Raw genomic sequence first — 16,893 nt, 5'->3', positions numbered from 1 at the left:
CTTATGCGAAAAAACCTTCTAAAGATTTTTCATTTATTAAGTTGTGGTAGATATATTTATTTGATATAAGCTCTTCATGAGAGCCTTCTTCAACGACTCTTCCTTCATAAATTACATATATTTTATCTGATTTTTTTATAGTAGATAATCTATGTGCTATTACTATTACTGTTTTGTTTATCAAAAACTCCTTTATATTTTCTAATACAAGGTTTTGAGATATATTGTCTAAAGCTGATGTAGCTTCATCAAATACTATAATCTTAGAATCAGATAACAAGGATCTTGCTATTGAGATTCTTTGTTTTTGTCCTCCTGATAATTTTATTCCTTTCTCTCCAACAATTGTATTAAATCCATTTGGTAAACTATCTATAAATTCATTTATACCTGTACTTTTACATACTCTTAATAGAAATTCTTTATCTATAAACTTATTATAAGGTTTTATATTATTTATTATTGTATCATCAAACAATAATAAATCTTGTGTTATAATAGATATTTTTTTTCTAATATCTTTGAGATTGTATTCTTTAATAGGTATCCTATCTACAATTATTTCTCCATTTTCGACATCCCATAATCTAAATAGTAGTTTAGCTATTGTCGATTTTCCACAACCACTTGAACCAACTAAAGCTGTAATTTTTCCATTTTCAAAGCTTAAGTTCATATTTTTAATAATATTACACTTATTATCATATGAAAATGTAACATTATCAAATATTATATCTCCTTTAAAACTCTTCATACATCTTATTCCACAGTTATTATTAGATATATTTATAGGCTCATCCAAAATAGTAAATATATGATTTATAGATGTTTTTGCTTGTTGTATACTTATATTGGATCTTATAATATTCATGCAAGGACTAATAAGCATACCTATATATTGCTGAAATGCAATAAGTTCTCCAAATGACATGTCTCCTTTTATGATATTATATCCTCCATACCCATAGATAATTATTGATATAAAGCTACTAAAAACATTCCCTGTTGCTCTACTCATTGAAAATAATCTATCCATTACCATTCTAGCCTTAATCATATTTCTTTCTTTTTTTAAATATTGTCTAAAGAATTTAATATTAGTCTTAGATATAATAATGTTCATAATATTAGAGACATATTCTTGATTTATATTAGCTACCTCTCCTGCACATACTCTTATCTCATCACTTTTTTTGGCTATTAATCTAGTGAATTTAGATTGACTATACATAATTAATATTTGTAATAAGATTATAATACTAAGTAAATCAGATTGCATTTTCATTAGAATTATAAAAGAAACTAAAGCTGTAAAAAAATCTACAATTATAGAAAATATTAATTCAGCTCCTAGACCTTCTATCACATGAATATCATCTTCAAGTATATTTAATATATTTCCTGTTTTAATATTTGTGTAATAATCACCTGACAGTTTGCTTAAATGCTTTATTATCTTTATTTTAAAGGTTATAGATATTTTATTTTTCATTTTAGAATACATATATTCTAAAGCTATAGATAGAAAGCTTGATGTTAGCGATATTATAGTATATAATCCTATCAACTTAAATAACATATTGATATTACCATTTTTTATAGCATTATCTAGTATATTCTTAGTTATTTGTGGTAAACATAAATTTAAAATAGATACAATCATTATAATCGAAAATGCTACTATTATATTAAATATATTTTTTTTTATTACGATTTTAAAAAATCTTATTAAGTTCTTTTTTTTCATTTTATTCATCCTTAAAAATGAAATTATATAAAGAGTATATGGATATCAGGTTTTCATTTGTTACTTCATTATATATAATATTTTGAGATAATTTGTTTTCTAGATATTTCAAAAAAATATATATATTATCTATTCCCACTAAGCTATATATAGGTTTAGTTTCTATATTTTTATTTTCTATAAGCTTAAATTTTTTAATCGAATCACTTAATATCTTCAATTTAAAATAATCATACTTCCTATTACTATACTCAATTTTTAAAGGCTTTTTTAAATTCAAATCCTCTATAGACCATTTTTTTCTATCTGCATTTTTAGTTATAATATCTATTAAATCTTTATTTTCCATTCTAAAATTATTCTTAATAAATCTAGAAACTAATCCACAAAAATGTGCAGTACAATAGCTATTTCCTCCAAATAGTTTATAATTTTTGTTTATACTTGGTAAAAGTCTATATTCAGCTTTACACACACATTCAATTACTGCATTTTTATCAAACCAATACTTATTTATATTTGCTATACATCTTTGAACTCCTATTACACCATCCAAATAACTTGGATAACTCACTTTATTCTTATTATCTGAGGAGCAGACTAATAGCTTGTCTTTTTCATTTGCATAATTAATTACATGTCTAAAATCTTCTAAATACTTGTTCTGAAATGTTGAGCAACTTAATGAAATAATTTTTACATCTTGCATTTCAGAAGCATACTCTATTGATTCTATTATTTTTTTTATGCTAGATTGAGAATTTTCATTTAAAACCTTTATAACGTTTATACTAACCTTTGGATTTTGTCTGAGAATCTCAGCTGCACAAGCTGTACCATGACCACTAAAATCTTTTACACTTTTTATACTATCTTCATATGTATTTATATTGAAATATTTTATATTTTTATTTCTAAACTCTTTAAAATTAGTATCTATCCCACTATCAATAATTGCAATCGAATTCATATAATATCTCCTTAATCTCTTATTGTAATGTTTTTATTTCTTCCATAAAATTTTTATTATGAATCTTTTGTAATGTTTTTATTGTGGTTATTTTAATTATAGATACTAAAACAAAAACTATTATAATAATAGCACCTACAAATTCTAGGTTTATTAGATGAATATTTTCAAAAGGCTTTATTATTATGCTCCTTACAATTAAAATAGGTATTACTGCTATAGAAAAACTTACTATTATATATATATAACTCTCTAGTTTAACAATTTTGTTTATTTCATTTTTTGATATTCCTATCCCTTTAAATAAAGCAAATTCCTTACTTCTACTATTAATATTAGTAACTATTGTATTACAACAATTAAATAGAGATAGTATAATTATTACTCCAATTACTAATACCATAATTAAAGTTTTTTGATTATCACTTTTCTCATATTCAGCTGTTTCAGTTTTATAAGGAATCAAAATTCCTTTATTTGTTTTTTCTGTAATTTTGTTTAATTCACTTTCAACATATTTATCATTTGCTAATTTACTTGTCCATATATCAAATCTCTCATATGATGATATCCCTGTAAATTTATTAAATTGGTTTGTAGATATAACGCCTCCAAATTCAGCCCCTACCTGTGAGGTTACTGGTAATGTTTTTATAATTCCACCTACTATAAATTCCTTAGATATAGTTTTAGTGAAGCTATTTGTTTTAGGATCTATTATATCAAAATATACTTTTATTTTATCTCCTTTCTTTATATTAAGTGACTCGCTTGATTTCTTTGTAACATATAATAATGATTCTTTATTAAATTTACTCATATTTTTCTTACCATCTATCAAGACATCAGTTAATATATCTGTATCTTCTATTCCCAAAATCTCAAAGGAATTATTGTATACTTTAATTCCATCATTTATTTGTGATCTTGCCTCAATATTATCTTTATTTTTTTCCCAATAATTAGATTCTTTATTTATATCTTTTTCATCAATCTTTATATTAAACCATTTATGTCTATATGCATTTACTTTTGTAACACCATCTATAGTTTTTATATTTTCTAATGTACTTTTATCATAACTTTTGTTATTTAAATGTATAGTACTTATATCAATATTATGTAATAAATAATCTCCCTGTATCCAATACTTTAAGACACCATCATTTAAAAAATTGCTAGTAGCTTTCGTATATATAGTTGCCATTAAGAAAAAAATCAGTACCATTGATACTATAGATAAACATGCACGTTTCCTATTTCTTTGAATATTCTTTGATGCTATATTACCATAATCCTTAAAAAATTTAGACATAATTTTATTTATTAAAGAATTTTGTCTTATTGTAAATTTTTCATCTTGCCTTCTTATACAGACCATTGGATCTATATTTACTGATAACATAAGTGGTCTTGAAACTGATATTATTATAGTTCCTAAACTTAATAATATAGAAGTTATATATGTACTTATATAACTATAATTTTTAATTGCGTTTACATAGCTAATATCATATATTACTCCTATAACATATTCTCTTGATAAATTAGCTATTAATGTTCCTAAAATTAGGCCTATGAAAATACTTATAAAAGAATATATAGATACTTCTAAAAACATTATTTTAAAAATATCAGATGGATTAAATCCTAGCGCCCTCAATATACCAAAATCTCTTACTCTATTTGATACTAATATATAAAAAATATTATAAATTAGTAATATAGTTGCTGAAGCAAGTACTATATTAACTATCATATATGGTATTTTTAGATTAATACTATCAGCTATTGCTACTAACAATTCATTATTAAAATATACATTATTCTTATTTAAATCTTCATCTTTAATAAGCTTTTCTGATTGTTTTTGTATATTTTTTTCCTTTTTGAAAGTTAGCATAATCTGATCATATTTATTTTTAATAGGTATATTCTTAATAGCACAATCATTACTTATAAGTCCAATTGATGTGCCTTGAGCTTTTAGAATTGAATTACTATGTAGAATACCTGTTATTTTAAATTCCTTTTTATCAGAATATATAGTTTCTTGATTCATGCCAGTTTTTCTATAATTCAAATTTATTTTTTTCCCTATAGGATTTTTTATACCTTTTTGTTTAATGTACCATGAATCTATAGCAATTTCATCCTCTTCTATTGGTAAATCACCCTCTTGTAATGTGTATATATCATTTAGTTCTTCAGCAATACTATCCTGGAATAATATTTGCAAACTTTGCCCATTACCAACATCATTAATCCCTAGAAGCATTGATTTTCCTACTTTATCTACACTTGGATTTCTTTCTATTCTTTTTATTTCTTCATTATCGGGACTAATATATTGTACATGTTTTGATGTAAATTCTTCTTTTGCTTGGTTTATCATCAAGTTTTTAGCATCTTCACTTATTATATTCATAACTAAAAACAAGGCAGTTGAAATTATAATACTTATAATTATTAATATTGTATTTTTTTTGTTTCCCATTATATATTTTTTTACAATACAGTTAAGTTTCATAAATTTACCTACTCTCTTATAAATCCGTCTTCTATTTCTATAACTCTATCAGCATATTTTGTTATATCTATATTGTGAGTTATCATTATCATTGTTTGGTTGTATTTTTTTTGTGATTCCTTTAAGAGTTTTAATACTTCTGACTCCGTCTTTGTGTCTAGGTTTCCAGTAGGCTCATCAGCAAGTACAATTGCTGGCTTATTTACAAGAGCTCTTGCTATTGCTACTCTTTGTTGCTGTCCCCCTGATAATTGATTAGGCAAATGCATTTTTCTATCTTCTATTCCAAGCAAATTAATCAATTCATTAATATAAAACTCATCTTTATTTTTTACATTTATAGTTGGTAGCTTTATATTTTCTTCAGCTGTTAATACTGGAATTAAATTATATGCTTGAAATATTAATCCTAATTTTTCCTTGCGCAAAATAGATCTTTCCTTTTCATCAAGAGATGATATATTTATATTATCTATAATTACATCCCCATTGGTTGGAGTCTCAAGTCCTGCCATTATATGTAATAGAGTACTTTTTCCACTTCCACTTTTACCTACTATTACAACAAATTCGCCTTTATTTATCTCTAAATTTATTTGATTTAATGCCTTTACCTCTGTTTCTTTTTCACCATATATTTTATTCAAATTCTTTATCTCTAAAATTTTCATATACTACTCCTCATTTGTTATATTAATTAAGTTAATTAAAATAAAAGTCTAATTCTTTATAAATTAGACTTTTATCTTCACTTATCAATTTTATAGCTTTACACTTGCATATGCATCTATAAGCTTGTCTTTATAACATCCTTTTGTTGTAGAATTTTTATTACCTATCCATATCCAACGACCACAATCAGCTAAGCAATTTCCATCTTGACCATTTACTTCTAATACTTCTACCTTTTCTAAAATTGATTGTACTTTAAATTCTTTTTTCATAAGTGCCTCCTATATAATTCTTGTTATATTTATATAAAGTAGATAAACTACATTATACTAATGATAATGTCTCTTTAACCTTATGTTTATTTTTTATTTGAATATTTTCTAAGATACAATTGATTGTAGGAGGTGTATAATAATCCCCTGTAATAACTTTATTTATAAGTTTACATCTATTTGAAGAACAGGATCTCCTATTATTACATTTTTCACACTTTTTATTATCAATGGAGCTAATATTTATAATATCTTTTACCTTCTCACTATGTATGCCATCTAAAATATTACCTATACTGTATTCCTCTAAACCAACAACAAATGTACATGGATAAATTAAACCATCTATATAAAAGTGTGTGTTTGGATAACATATCCCCAATACTTTTTTATCACCAATTATTTCATCCACTATACTTATTTCTACTTGTAAGCTATTACTTTTCCAGTAACTTAAAGTTTTTTGATATTGTTCTTCTATTATACTTATATGATTTTCATTCCACTCATTTGAGAATAAGTCAAAGGCCACAGATATTTGTCTAAATCCTATGTTTACAAGATATCTAATATTATCATGTAAATCTTCTATTGTATTTGGTGTAACTGTTACTCTACATCTTAATTTTTTAAATATCAACTTCATCTTATCAGCAGTTTTAATAACTTTATCAAATGAACCAATACAATTCTTATAAATTCGATTTTTATTATGAGATCTAGAATCTCCATCTATACTTATAGATATATAACCACTAAAGGAATCTTTATAATCCTCAAAAAATTTTTCTATCTCTATATTCCATATAGTTCCATTAGTAGTCATACCATATTTTATTGTTGAGCTACCTTTGATGTCTTCTATTTCATTTACAAATCTTTTTATTAATTTAAAATTTAATAAAGGCTCCCCTCCATGAAATTGTATAACATGCATATCTTCATTTGATTCCATGATTAATTTTTTTATTTTATTTAATGTTTGATTCTCTACATAATTAATCATATTACCTACTTCTTTATTCTTATGTTCATAACAGTATTTACAATTTAAATTACAATTCTTAGTTGTCCAAACTGTACACTCCATTTTTTACCCCCAAACTACAGATGTTAAAGTTTTTTTAACCTCACTACACCTATTTTCAAATATATGTTCTTTACCTAAAAGATCATCATATTCAGCTGGACAAGACCAGCAAAACAACTTGACTAGACACTCTTTACATTTATTATTATTACATAGTTTTAAATTTATAAATGCTTTATATCCATCATTTGTAGAAATATCCATTTTGTTTACATAATCTACTATATCTTCTATTTCTAATATATTTCCCATAGAATAATTACTATCCATTAAAAGGTTACAAGGATATAGTTCTCCATTACTTCCAATACTTATTGTCGTATCACAACCTCCACAAGCTCCTAATTTAAGTTCTTTCTTATTAGTAGGTATATACGATTTCCAATCTATAATATTTTTTTCTTCTATACCTCTATTTTTTAAATATTCATTCATTTTTTTACTTATCCTATCATAATTTAATCCTGCTCTCCCTTGATATGAAAAATGTCTTATCATTGCATCTGTACCTAAATTTTTATTTAACTCTTCAAATTCTATATTTATCTTCTCATGATTTGGTAAAACTGCTGACATAGATATATTATTGAAACCATGCCTTCTTAGAAACTTAACTTTCTCTATCACATTTTTAAAAACATTATTACCTCTTATTATCTTACATGTTTCTTCATCAATACCATCAATGCTTACACTAATGCTATTAAAATATTTTTTCATATTTTCAATATTATTTTCATCTATTAATAAACCATTTGTCATAATATCTATATTTCCATCAAATTTACTCTTTAAGTATTCCATTATAACCCATAAATCTGATCTGATTAATGGTTCACCACCAGATATGGTTATATTTCTAGGATTAATTTGTAATATTTTATCAACTATACCAAACATCTCTTCTGTACTTAATATATCTACTGAATTTGAAGTGTCTGCATCAGCACAACAATGTGTGCAAGATAAATTACATCTATCTGTTACAATAAAATAAATACTCTCAATTTGTTTACTTACATTATGTTTTTTATTTGTTAGTATATTTGCATTATATAAGCACTCAATAAGTTTATCAAAATACACTTTATCTTTATTAGATTCAAAACAATCTAAGATCTCATTATGGTTTAAATTCATTCCTAGTACCTCATTTAGTATGTTAAAACATTCCTTTGATATTTTAATCCATTCCCTAGAATCGCCACTTGCTAAAATTACGACATTATTATTATCTGTAAACCTCAAATTATCCGAATATTTATATATATTGCTATATTTTTTTTTATCTGACATAGTAATATCTCCTTTATCATTTAACTAATTGTTCAAATTTATTTAAATTCTATACATTAATAATAATTTTAGTTTAATAACAATTTATATCTATAAATAAATATATCTTATTAACTTTGAAGTTTTTAATATACAGAACTTTAAAGACTATATGATAATACTCTATGAAAACAAAAAAATGTTACCTTGTTTCAAAGTCTGACTGATTCTATTTATGTCAAACTTCCTGTATCTACAAGGTAACATCCTATATTTATTATTTCAATATATTATCTCCAACTGGTCATTTTATGTCTCCAACTGGATATCTTTTACATCAAGGGTATATAAATTATCATCATAAATTTATTTTTTGAAGAGTTTATTTCTATATTTCCATTATATTTCTCTACAGATTTTTTTATACTATTAATTCCTATACCATGCAAAAACTTATCTTTTTTATCAGTTATAATATTCTCTCTTCTAAAATCATTTATTTTTGTATTTGAACATTTAATTATAAAAAAATCATTTAAAATAGTTCCTTTAAGTTTAATAATTTTTTTTGCTTCAATGTCCTTAATTTTTAAACATGCTTCTATAGCATTGTCTAACATATTTGAAAATATAGAACATACATCTGTCATATCTAAAAACTCGCACTTTAAAAAATTTATATCTACGATAAAATCTATATCATTAGCTTTACAATCCATGTATTTCTCATTTAATATAACATCTAAAATTAAATTATTTGTATTAAATAATGATTTACAATCTTTCAATTGCTTATTTATATCTTCAATATACTTATTTGCTATTTCATTTTTTCCATAAATATTTTGTATACATATCATATGATTATTCATATCATGATATAGCTTTCTAGTCTTCAGTGATATCTCTTGTATAGTTAGATAATACTTATACTGCAATTCAATTTTTTTCTTTACAGTTTCATTTTCCAGCCTTAACTTATTGTCTTCTATTATCTTATTTATCACACCTATTAATGATAAATTCGAAATACATAATATAATTGAAATGATAATTATTATAATCCACTCTATATCATTAATGTATTCATATTTAAATATAAAACTAAAAATAGATATAATGCTAATTATATTTTCTATCACAAGTATAATTATATATACATATTCTTTAACTCTCACAGTTAAAGCTATTTTTAAAGATTTAACTATTGGGATTAATGATATTAATAAAGGCTTACAGAAAATTACCAATTCTAATCTAACTTGATTTTTATCTATCAGATTATTCATATCTGATACTGAATGTAAAGCAACTATTAAATTATATGTAATAGCTTCTAATCCTATTATAATCATAATGTAAGTTGAAATTGCAAGTAAAGATTTATTAAATCTTATATCATAATTATACATATAAAAAAAATACATAATTACGATATCTACAACTAATCCAATGTTTTGATTAAAGTTGAACAAAGATAATCCTGACACAATAATAATAGAAATCAATAAGCTTATACTTATAACAACCTTACTTTTTTTCTGTTGAATTAATTCATCTAATATTACTTTTAAGACCACAAATTCTACAATTGTAGATAATATTGTTATAATCATCCAAAACAAATTTAATTCTAACATATTATAGATCCTAAGACATAGGTTAATTTTGTCTTTAAACTACCAACTCTATGTTTACTTACAGGTATATCTTCATTATTTATAACAACACTATTTTTAGATATAGATTTAATATGATTCATGTTTATAAGGTAACTTTTGTGGCATCTGAAGAAATCATACATTTTAAGTTCTTTTTCTAATTTTTCTATACTATTTTGCATACAATAGAAACTATCAAATGTGTGTATTGTTATATTCTTCTTATTAACTTCTATATATGTAATTTCATCTATTAAAACTTTGTTAATAGTTCCTTTTTTATTTACTATGAGATAGTTATCTCTTTTTTTTATAATATCAGACACACAAGCTAGAATATTATCTTTTAAATCATCTGGTTGAATTGGTTTTAATAAATATCTATAAGCTCTAACTTTATACCCATCTTGCACATAATCCATTAATGATGTTATAAATATGATTTCAGAATTACATTCCCTTTTTCTAATTTCTTTAGCCACATCAATTCCTGTTAATTTATCCATTTGAATATCTAAAAAAAATATATCAATAGCTTCTAAAGTTCTATCTAAAAGCTGTTCCCCTGAATCAAATTCTAAAATTTCTACTTGATTTGAAATTTCATTGAAAATTTTGGATATTAAATCTTTCAATAAAACTCTTTGAATAATATCATCTTCACAAATAACAACTCTGTACATAAATCAATCCTCCCCCAAAACTTAGTAATTAAAATGTATATATAAATTATTTTTATAATTATTAATCTTAATTATATGATTTTTACACACAGTCTAAATTTGTATTTTTCTTTAGTCTATACCCCTTTATTATAATTTTACTTACTATTAATAAATCCACTTCACTAATAAAAGAAATAATTTTTATCTCTTCTCTTCCTGTAATAATATAAAACCTCAATAAAAATATACATTTTATCCTTATTTTCAATTTTATTGAAAGTTTTTAATTGCTATTTTAAAACTTGTTAAGTGTATAAGAATAACCTAACTATTTTCATATAAATCTAGATATTTTATATTCTAAATGATTACATTTTGGAAAACTTATTTGACATTGATATCTACAATCAGCTTTCTAATTTCTATAAATTATTAAAATATTATTATATTACTAATTTAGTTTTATCTTGTAAAATATTTACTATTCAAAATATAATTAAACCAGTAAATACATTAAATTATTAACTTTATTTTATTTTATTATAATTTATACAATTAAATTTTAACATAAAAATACAAAATAGTACATATCATTCTACAAGTTGATAGTATAAATATTTTATTATATTTTCAAATAAAATCTATATAAATAATCTCGATAATCTATATAATTTATATCAACCTAAATCTTAAAAACAAATCATATCCTTGTCTTGAATACATCAAAAAAGGTAAACTCTATATAGAGTTTACCTTTTTAATTGATTTTTAATCTTTACTTTTAGAAAGCTGTCTCATGACCAACATAACAAGCTATCCCATTATCTAAAAATATATCTTGTAATTCTTCAAGATGCTCTTCATCAACATCTCCTTTGTCAGAATACTCATATTCCTTACCTAATTGAATCCATTTTGATTCTCCTAGCCTGTGAAATGGTAATAAATTAATTTCTACCAAATTGTTTTTGTGCATAAAAGATATAATATCACTTATATTTTCAGTACTATCATTAAATCCTCCTATGACTGGAACTCTAAGTACCAATCTTCCTTTCCAGTCAGAGTTAGCAAGATTTGATACATTTTCCAATATTAAATCATTATACACACCTGTTTGCTCTTTGTGTTTTTCTCTATCCATATGTTTTATATCAATAAATGCAAAATCAATATCTTTAAATATCTTATTAAAAATTTCATTGGAAACACATGCACTTGTCTCAATAGCAGTGTGCACATTTATCTCATGACATTTCAATAATACTTCATGTAAAAATTCATGTTGAAGTAGTGGCTCTCCCCCACTAAATGTTACGCCTCCATTACTTCTCCAATTATTAGAATCACGTTTAATTACTCTTATAAGCTCATCTACAGTATAAGGTTTCGCACATAACTTAAACGCATTATAATAACATGAGTTGACACATTCAAAGCTTTCACAGTCTTTACATATGTTCCAATCTATGATTGGCTTATTATCAAGATTAAAACTCAATGCACCTTTTTTACATTTACCATGACATACAGTACACCCATCTTCATATTTACAAGATAACTCACTAAACATCATATGTGGTCTTACAGTCCAACTTTCAGGATTCGCACACCATTTACAACTAAGTGGACATCCATTTAAAAATACAGTTGTTCTGCAACCTGGTCCATCATGGACTGAAAAACTTTGTACATCAAAAATCATACCTTCTAGTTGATTTTGACTACTCATTAAACATATGTCCTTCACAAGTAATTGCATTTAATGTTGAATATACCCAATCTTCCTTTTCAAGACCAACACATTTACCTATACCTTCATCATTAGCTTCAACAAAATTTTTACAATTTTTACATTTTGGCATTACTTTTAATTCTTCACAAGCTTCATCATCTAAGTTAAGCATTTGTTTTGATAGTCTACAAATTCCTTTTGTAGCATCTACTGCACAAAAATTCATACAATCACTATGTTTTTTCATATTTTACACCCCTTCATACTCTGTTCTAGCAATTACTTCATCCTGTATTGGTTTTCCTAATTCACACCAGTATTGAGTAAACCCAGCAACACGCACCATTAGTTGACGATAATTATCAGGATTTTTCTGCGCCTCTTTTAATGTTTTAGAATCCACAACATTGTATTGAATATGGAAACCACCTTTTCTTAAATAACTTCTTGTTAAGTCTAATAATTTTTTAGTACCTTGTTGTCCTTTAATAGTTGTTGGATGAAGTTTTAAATTCATCTGAGAATTTTGAACTACTGCTTGGTCCCAAATAGTTGCAGACTCAAATAATGCATAAACACCATTTTTATCAGTTCCTGCATATGCAGAAACTGAACCATCTGAATATGTTGTTCCACTTAGTCTACCATCTGGGGTAGCTAAAGTAGCAGCTCCTTGTGGTCCATGTGTAGAAACAGATATTTGACAAGGATACATTTTTTTAGCATATAAAGATTGTGCTTCTTCACACACTTTTGCTAACCATACTTCATAGTTTTTAAGAATACTATCCGCATATAAATCATTATTTCCATATTTAGGTGCATCAAGACAGGCCTTATAAATAGCATCATATTTACCAGTTTCATCTACTTTTACTTGGTCTGCCATAGAATAATTTCCGACTTCTAAGGCATCTTTAAATCCAAAGTTATTCAAAATAGCCTCTTTCATTTCCTCAAGTGTAAAGTTTTTATCATCATATACAAGTTTTTTAAGTGCTGCAAATGAATTAACCATCGTAACAGTACCACAAGTTTCTACATTTAATGTTGCGTTATAACGATATCCCATATTTCCTATATGTTGACCCTTGTCTAAGCAATCTGGTTTTAATAGTGAATTTATTACAGAAGTATCAAACTTTCTCCATATATCTAATTCAATATTATTTGCTCTTTCAAGGACATTTATTGCTTGTTTATAATAATCTTTAAACACTTCTACAACCTCTTCATATGTATTTAGAGGTTTATTATGAGGTTCAAACACTTGCATATTCATACGATGGTCTTTACCATTCATAAGAACAAGTTCTAATATTTTAGGATTAGCTAAGAAATGCACTCCAGAACCAGCTGTTTGTCCTGCTCCACCTGCTATAGAATATGTTTTTCCATTTAAAGTTAACTGTTTCCAACATCCTGGAGATGTTTCTAGACATCCACCTAATGCAAAAGCTCTAGCTTCTTCAACAGTCATACCCTCATCGGCAAATTGTCTCATCATGAAAGTTGTTCCATTTGAGTTATTTACCCATGCTGGATAACCAGAACCAAGCTTTGTACATTCAACAGCCTTCATCAAGAAATCTTCTGGAAGTTTTTCATCATACAACATAGTTAAACTAGGTTGAGGAGTTCTACATCTCATACTTGCTTCCAATAGTAATTCTTCTAATTCATTTGCTCCTGTAGAACCATCTTCTCTTAATCCACCTATAGATAATGTGTTAAATGTATTTCCTGATAACACACCTCCATTTACACCAGCTGAAGCAAAACAGTCGATACAAGTGATTTTTATTCTATAAAGTTCTAATAATTCAATAACCTCTTCTTTTGTAATTATGCCTTTTTCTATATCTTGCTCATACCAAGGATATAAGATTTGACCAAAACGCCCTATAGACATACCAGATATAGCATCTTCATTTACTGATGCTATATGAATTGTATAAGTCAATTGAAGAGCTTCTCTAAATGTACGAGGTTGTTTGTGTGCAATATGTTCTAATATCTCCACTAAATCTGAATATTCTTTTTTAGCTTCTAAATCTTTCTCTATACTTTCTAAATATTTTGCATGTTTTGCATAATTTAAAATCCAAGTTTGTAAACCTTCAATAACTTGAACTACAGCTTCATAGAAATATAGACGATCCATTCCAATAAGCCCATCTCCAGATGCGTTTCCTGCGACTGCTTTCTTACATTCTTTCGCCATTTCTATAATTCCATCTAGTCCATAATTCAAAGGATAAAAATAATTTATAACTTCTCTACCTTGAGGAAGTGTGTATCCTGAATCAAACATACAAATAAGTGTACTCATTAATTTCTCTTTTAAATCATAATCTGGCATCATTTTCTCATAATGAAAACCTAAATCTTCAACTGATTTTCCAACCCATTCCTTAGCCATTTTTACAAGTACAGGTACTTCTTCTTTTCTCATTCCAAATTTACCAGCTATTGAAACAACATTTCCAAAACTTTCGGTTACATTTCCCCCACCAGAACCAAATTTTGTAAGTTCATCTGCTGTATTACTAGCTAACTTATTTGCTTCTTCTTTCATTTGTTCTCCTTGAGCTACAAAGAAACTTTCACTTACCCAAGGCATTGGGAATGACCCTCTATAGTGGCGTGTTTTTTGCATTACTATCTTCTCACCTGGTATTATGTTTGGTGTCATATGAGAAAAAGCAGATTTAAGAGCTTTAGCCCTTCTAACTACAGGTATATCACCATCTGATTTTCTGTACTCTCTATTATACCAATATGGAAATTCCATATCAGCTGTAGATAATGTATTATAATATACATTTAATAAATCATCAGCTCTTTTACTTGCTTTTTTTTCACTAAATTCATCTAAATTTTCTTTATCTTGAAAATTTGCCTTAATATTTTTTGCTTCTAAAATACTTCTTATTTTGTCTTCTTTACTTTGACTCATTTCTTCCCCTCCTTAATCTTTCTATAATTAGTATAAAACTTTTTAACAAGGGAAAAAAAGGGTATATTACCCACTTTTTGAAATAATCTTTCTACAAAAAAATTAAACTCGAAGTAAATTCAAACCAAATATAACCTTTATATCCTAAAAGTGTTGCAATTCATTAGAATATAAAGGTTATACATAGTTTTACTTCAAGTTTTAACATATACTATATTTACTTTTATTGTATTTATTTTTACTTATATTTATTTTTCTGAAACAATTCTTTAATATATTTATAAATTTATTTCATATCACTGATTTATCTTTAAATTTGGAACTGCATTTAAACTCATATCATGTGTTTTACCATTTATAAAATTATAATATCCTGCACACCCTATCATAGCTGCATTATCTGTGCATAAAATTAGAGGAGGATATTTAACAGTGATACCACTATCTTTCGCGATTTCTGTTATTTTGGCTCTAAGCCCTGAATTAGAAGCAACTCCACCAGAAAGAGTAATGATGTCGTAACCTTTATCTTTCGCCGCTTTTAGTGCTTTAGTAGATAAAACTTCTACCACAGCTTCTTGAAAAGATGCTGCTACATCTTCAACTACTATTTCCTCATTTTTCATTCTTTTTCCATTTAGATAATTTAATACAGAAGATTTTAATCCACTAAAACTAAAATCATAGCTATCTTCTTCTAAATATGCTCTTGGAAATTCTATAGCATGTTTATTTCCTTTTTTAGCTAAATTATCAATAATAGGGCCTCCTGGATAACCTAAATTCATAGCTCTTGAAATCTTATCAAATGCTTCTCCAGATGCATCATCTCTAGTTTTTCCTAAAATTTCATACTTACCATAGTCTTTGACTTCAACCAAGTGAGTATGACCTCCAGATACTATTAATGTTATAAAAGGAGGTTTCAAATCCTTATGCTCTATATAGTTTGCACTTAGATGACCTTCTATGTGATTTACTCCTACAAGTGGTATATTCAAAGTATATGCAAGTGCCTTAGCATAAGATAATCCTACTAATAAAGCTCCCACTAGCCCTGGTCCATATGTAACTGCAATATGGTCTATATCATTAAATCCTATATTTGCCTTATCTAAGGCCTCCTGAACAACTATATCAATATTTTCCACATGTTTTCTTGAAGCTACTTCTGGTACTACACCACCAAACTTTTTATGTGTTTCTATTTGAGTAGAGATTATGTTTGAAAGAACTTCTCTACCATTTTTTAAAACTGATGCAGCTGTTTCATCACAACTACTTTCTATAGCTAATGTTATTATATCACTCATAAAC

General features: G+C 25.8%; 13 protein-coding genes. All 13 read right to left on the bottom strand.

All coding sequences use genetic code 11. The features are described 5' to 3' along the window. Position 1 precedes the first annotated feature (1 nt). Entirely contained in the window at positions 2-1,747 is a 1,746-nt protein-coding gene (locus ACTG47_RS01380; protein WP_479925825.1) for an ABC transporter ATP-binding protein, read from the bottom strand. Between the two features lies 1 nt (position 1,748). Beyond that, on the bottom strand, positions 1,749-2,717 hold the full coding sequence (locus ACTG47_RS01375; RefSeq protein ID WP_479925824.1) for a S8 family serine peptidase: 969 nt from the start codon (positions 2,715-2,717) through the stop codon (positions 1,749-1,751). A 19-nt stretch (positions 2,718-2,736) separates the two neighbouring features. Beyond that, complete coding sequence (locus ACTG47_RS01370; RefSeq protein ID WP_479925823.1) at positions 2,737-5,247, bottom strand: ABC transporter permease; 2,511 nt, start codon at positions 5,245-5,247, stop codon at positions 2,737-2,739. Positions 5,248-5,255: 8 nt separating this feature from the next. Continuing rightward, positions 5,256-5,918 carry an ABC transporter ATP-binding protein gene (locus tag ACTG47_RS01365; protein ID WP_479925822.1) on the bottom strand — a complete coding sequence of 221 codons (663 nt, stop codon included), beginning with the start codon at positions 5,916-5,918 and terminating at the stop codon, positions 5,256-5,258. A 90-nt stretch (positions 5,919-6,008) separates the two neighbouring features. Further along, positions 6,009-6,191 (bottom strand): hypothetical protein, encoded by a 183-nt coding sequence (locus ACTG47_RS01360; RefSeq protein WP_169469716.1) that lies wholly within the window; start codon positions 6,189-6,191, stop codon positions 6,009-6,011. A 52-nt stretch (positions 6,192-6,243) separates the two neighbouring features. Beyond that, positions 6,244-7,281 carry a radical SAM protein gene (locus ACTG47_RS01355; RefSeq protein ID WP_479925821.1) on the bottom strand — a complete coding sequence of 346 codons (1,038 nt, stop codon included), beginning with the start codon at positions 7,279-7,281 and terminating at the stop codon, positions 6,244-6,246. A 3-nt stretch (positions 7,282-7,284) separates the two neighbouring features. Next, positions 7,285-8,577 carry a radical SAM/SPASM domain-containing protein gene (locus tag ACTG47_RS01350; protein WP_479925820.1) on the bottom strand — a complete coding sequence of 431 codons (1,293 nt, stop codon included), beginning with the start codon at positions 8,575-8,577 and terminating at the stop codon, positions 7,285-7,287. Between the two features lie 311 nt (positions 8,578-8,888). Then, positions 8,889-10,196: a sensor histidine kinase gene (locus ACTG47_RS01345; protein ID WP_479925819.1), complete on the bottom strand. Its 1,308-nt coding sequence runs from the start codon at positions 10,194-10,196 to the stop codon at positions 8,889-8,891. Further along, complete coding sequence (locus ACTG47_RS01340) at positions 10,190-10,900, bottom strand: LytR/AlgR family response regulator transcription factor (protein ID WP_169469720.1); 711 nt, start codon at positions 10,898-10,900, stop codon at positions 10,190-10,192. The genes ACTG47_RS01345 and ACTG47_RS01340 overlap by 7 nt, the downstream gene beginning before the upstream one ends. A 763-nt stretch (positions 10,901-11,663) precedes the next feature. Beyond that, complete coding sequence (gene hpdA / locus ACTG47_RS01335; RefSeq protein WP_479925818.1) at positions 11,664-12,614, bottom strand: 4-hydroxyphenylacetate decarboxylase activase; 951 nt, start codon at positions 12,612-12,614, stop codon at positions 11,664-11,666. Further along, positions 12,607-12,864 (bottom strand): 4-hydroxyphenylacetate decarboxylase small subunit, encoded by a 258-nt coding sequence (gene hpdC, locus ACTG47_RS01330; protein ID WP_169469722.1) that lies wholly within the window; start codon positions 12,862-12,864, stop codon positions 12,607-12,609. The genes hpdA and hpdC overlap by 8 nt, the downstream gene beginning before the upstream one ends. Before the next feature lie 3 nt (positions 12,865-12,867). Next, entirely contained in the window at positions 12,868-15,576 is a 2,709-nt protein-coding gene (hpdB, locus tag ACTG47_RS01325) for a 4-hydroxyphenylacetate decarboxylase large subunit (protein WP_169469723.1), read from the bottom strand. Positions 15,577-15,872: 296 nt separating this feature from the next. Continuing rightward, complete coding sequence (gene tsaD / locus ACTG47_RS01320) at positions 15,873-16,889, bottom strand: tRNA (adenosine(37)-N6)-threonylcarbamoyltransferase complex transferase subunit TsaD (RefSeq protein ID WP_169469724.1); 1,017 nt, start codon at positions 16,887-16,889, stop codon at positions 15,873-15,875. Between the last annotated feature and the right edge of the window lie 4 nt (positions 16,890-16,893).

Source organism: Clostridioides sp. LIBA-6622 (assembly GCF_056716095.1).
Note: the sequence above shows the minus strand (reverse complement) of the source record. Positions and strands in the feature narration are given on the sequence as shown.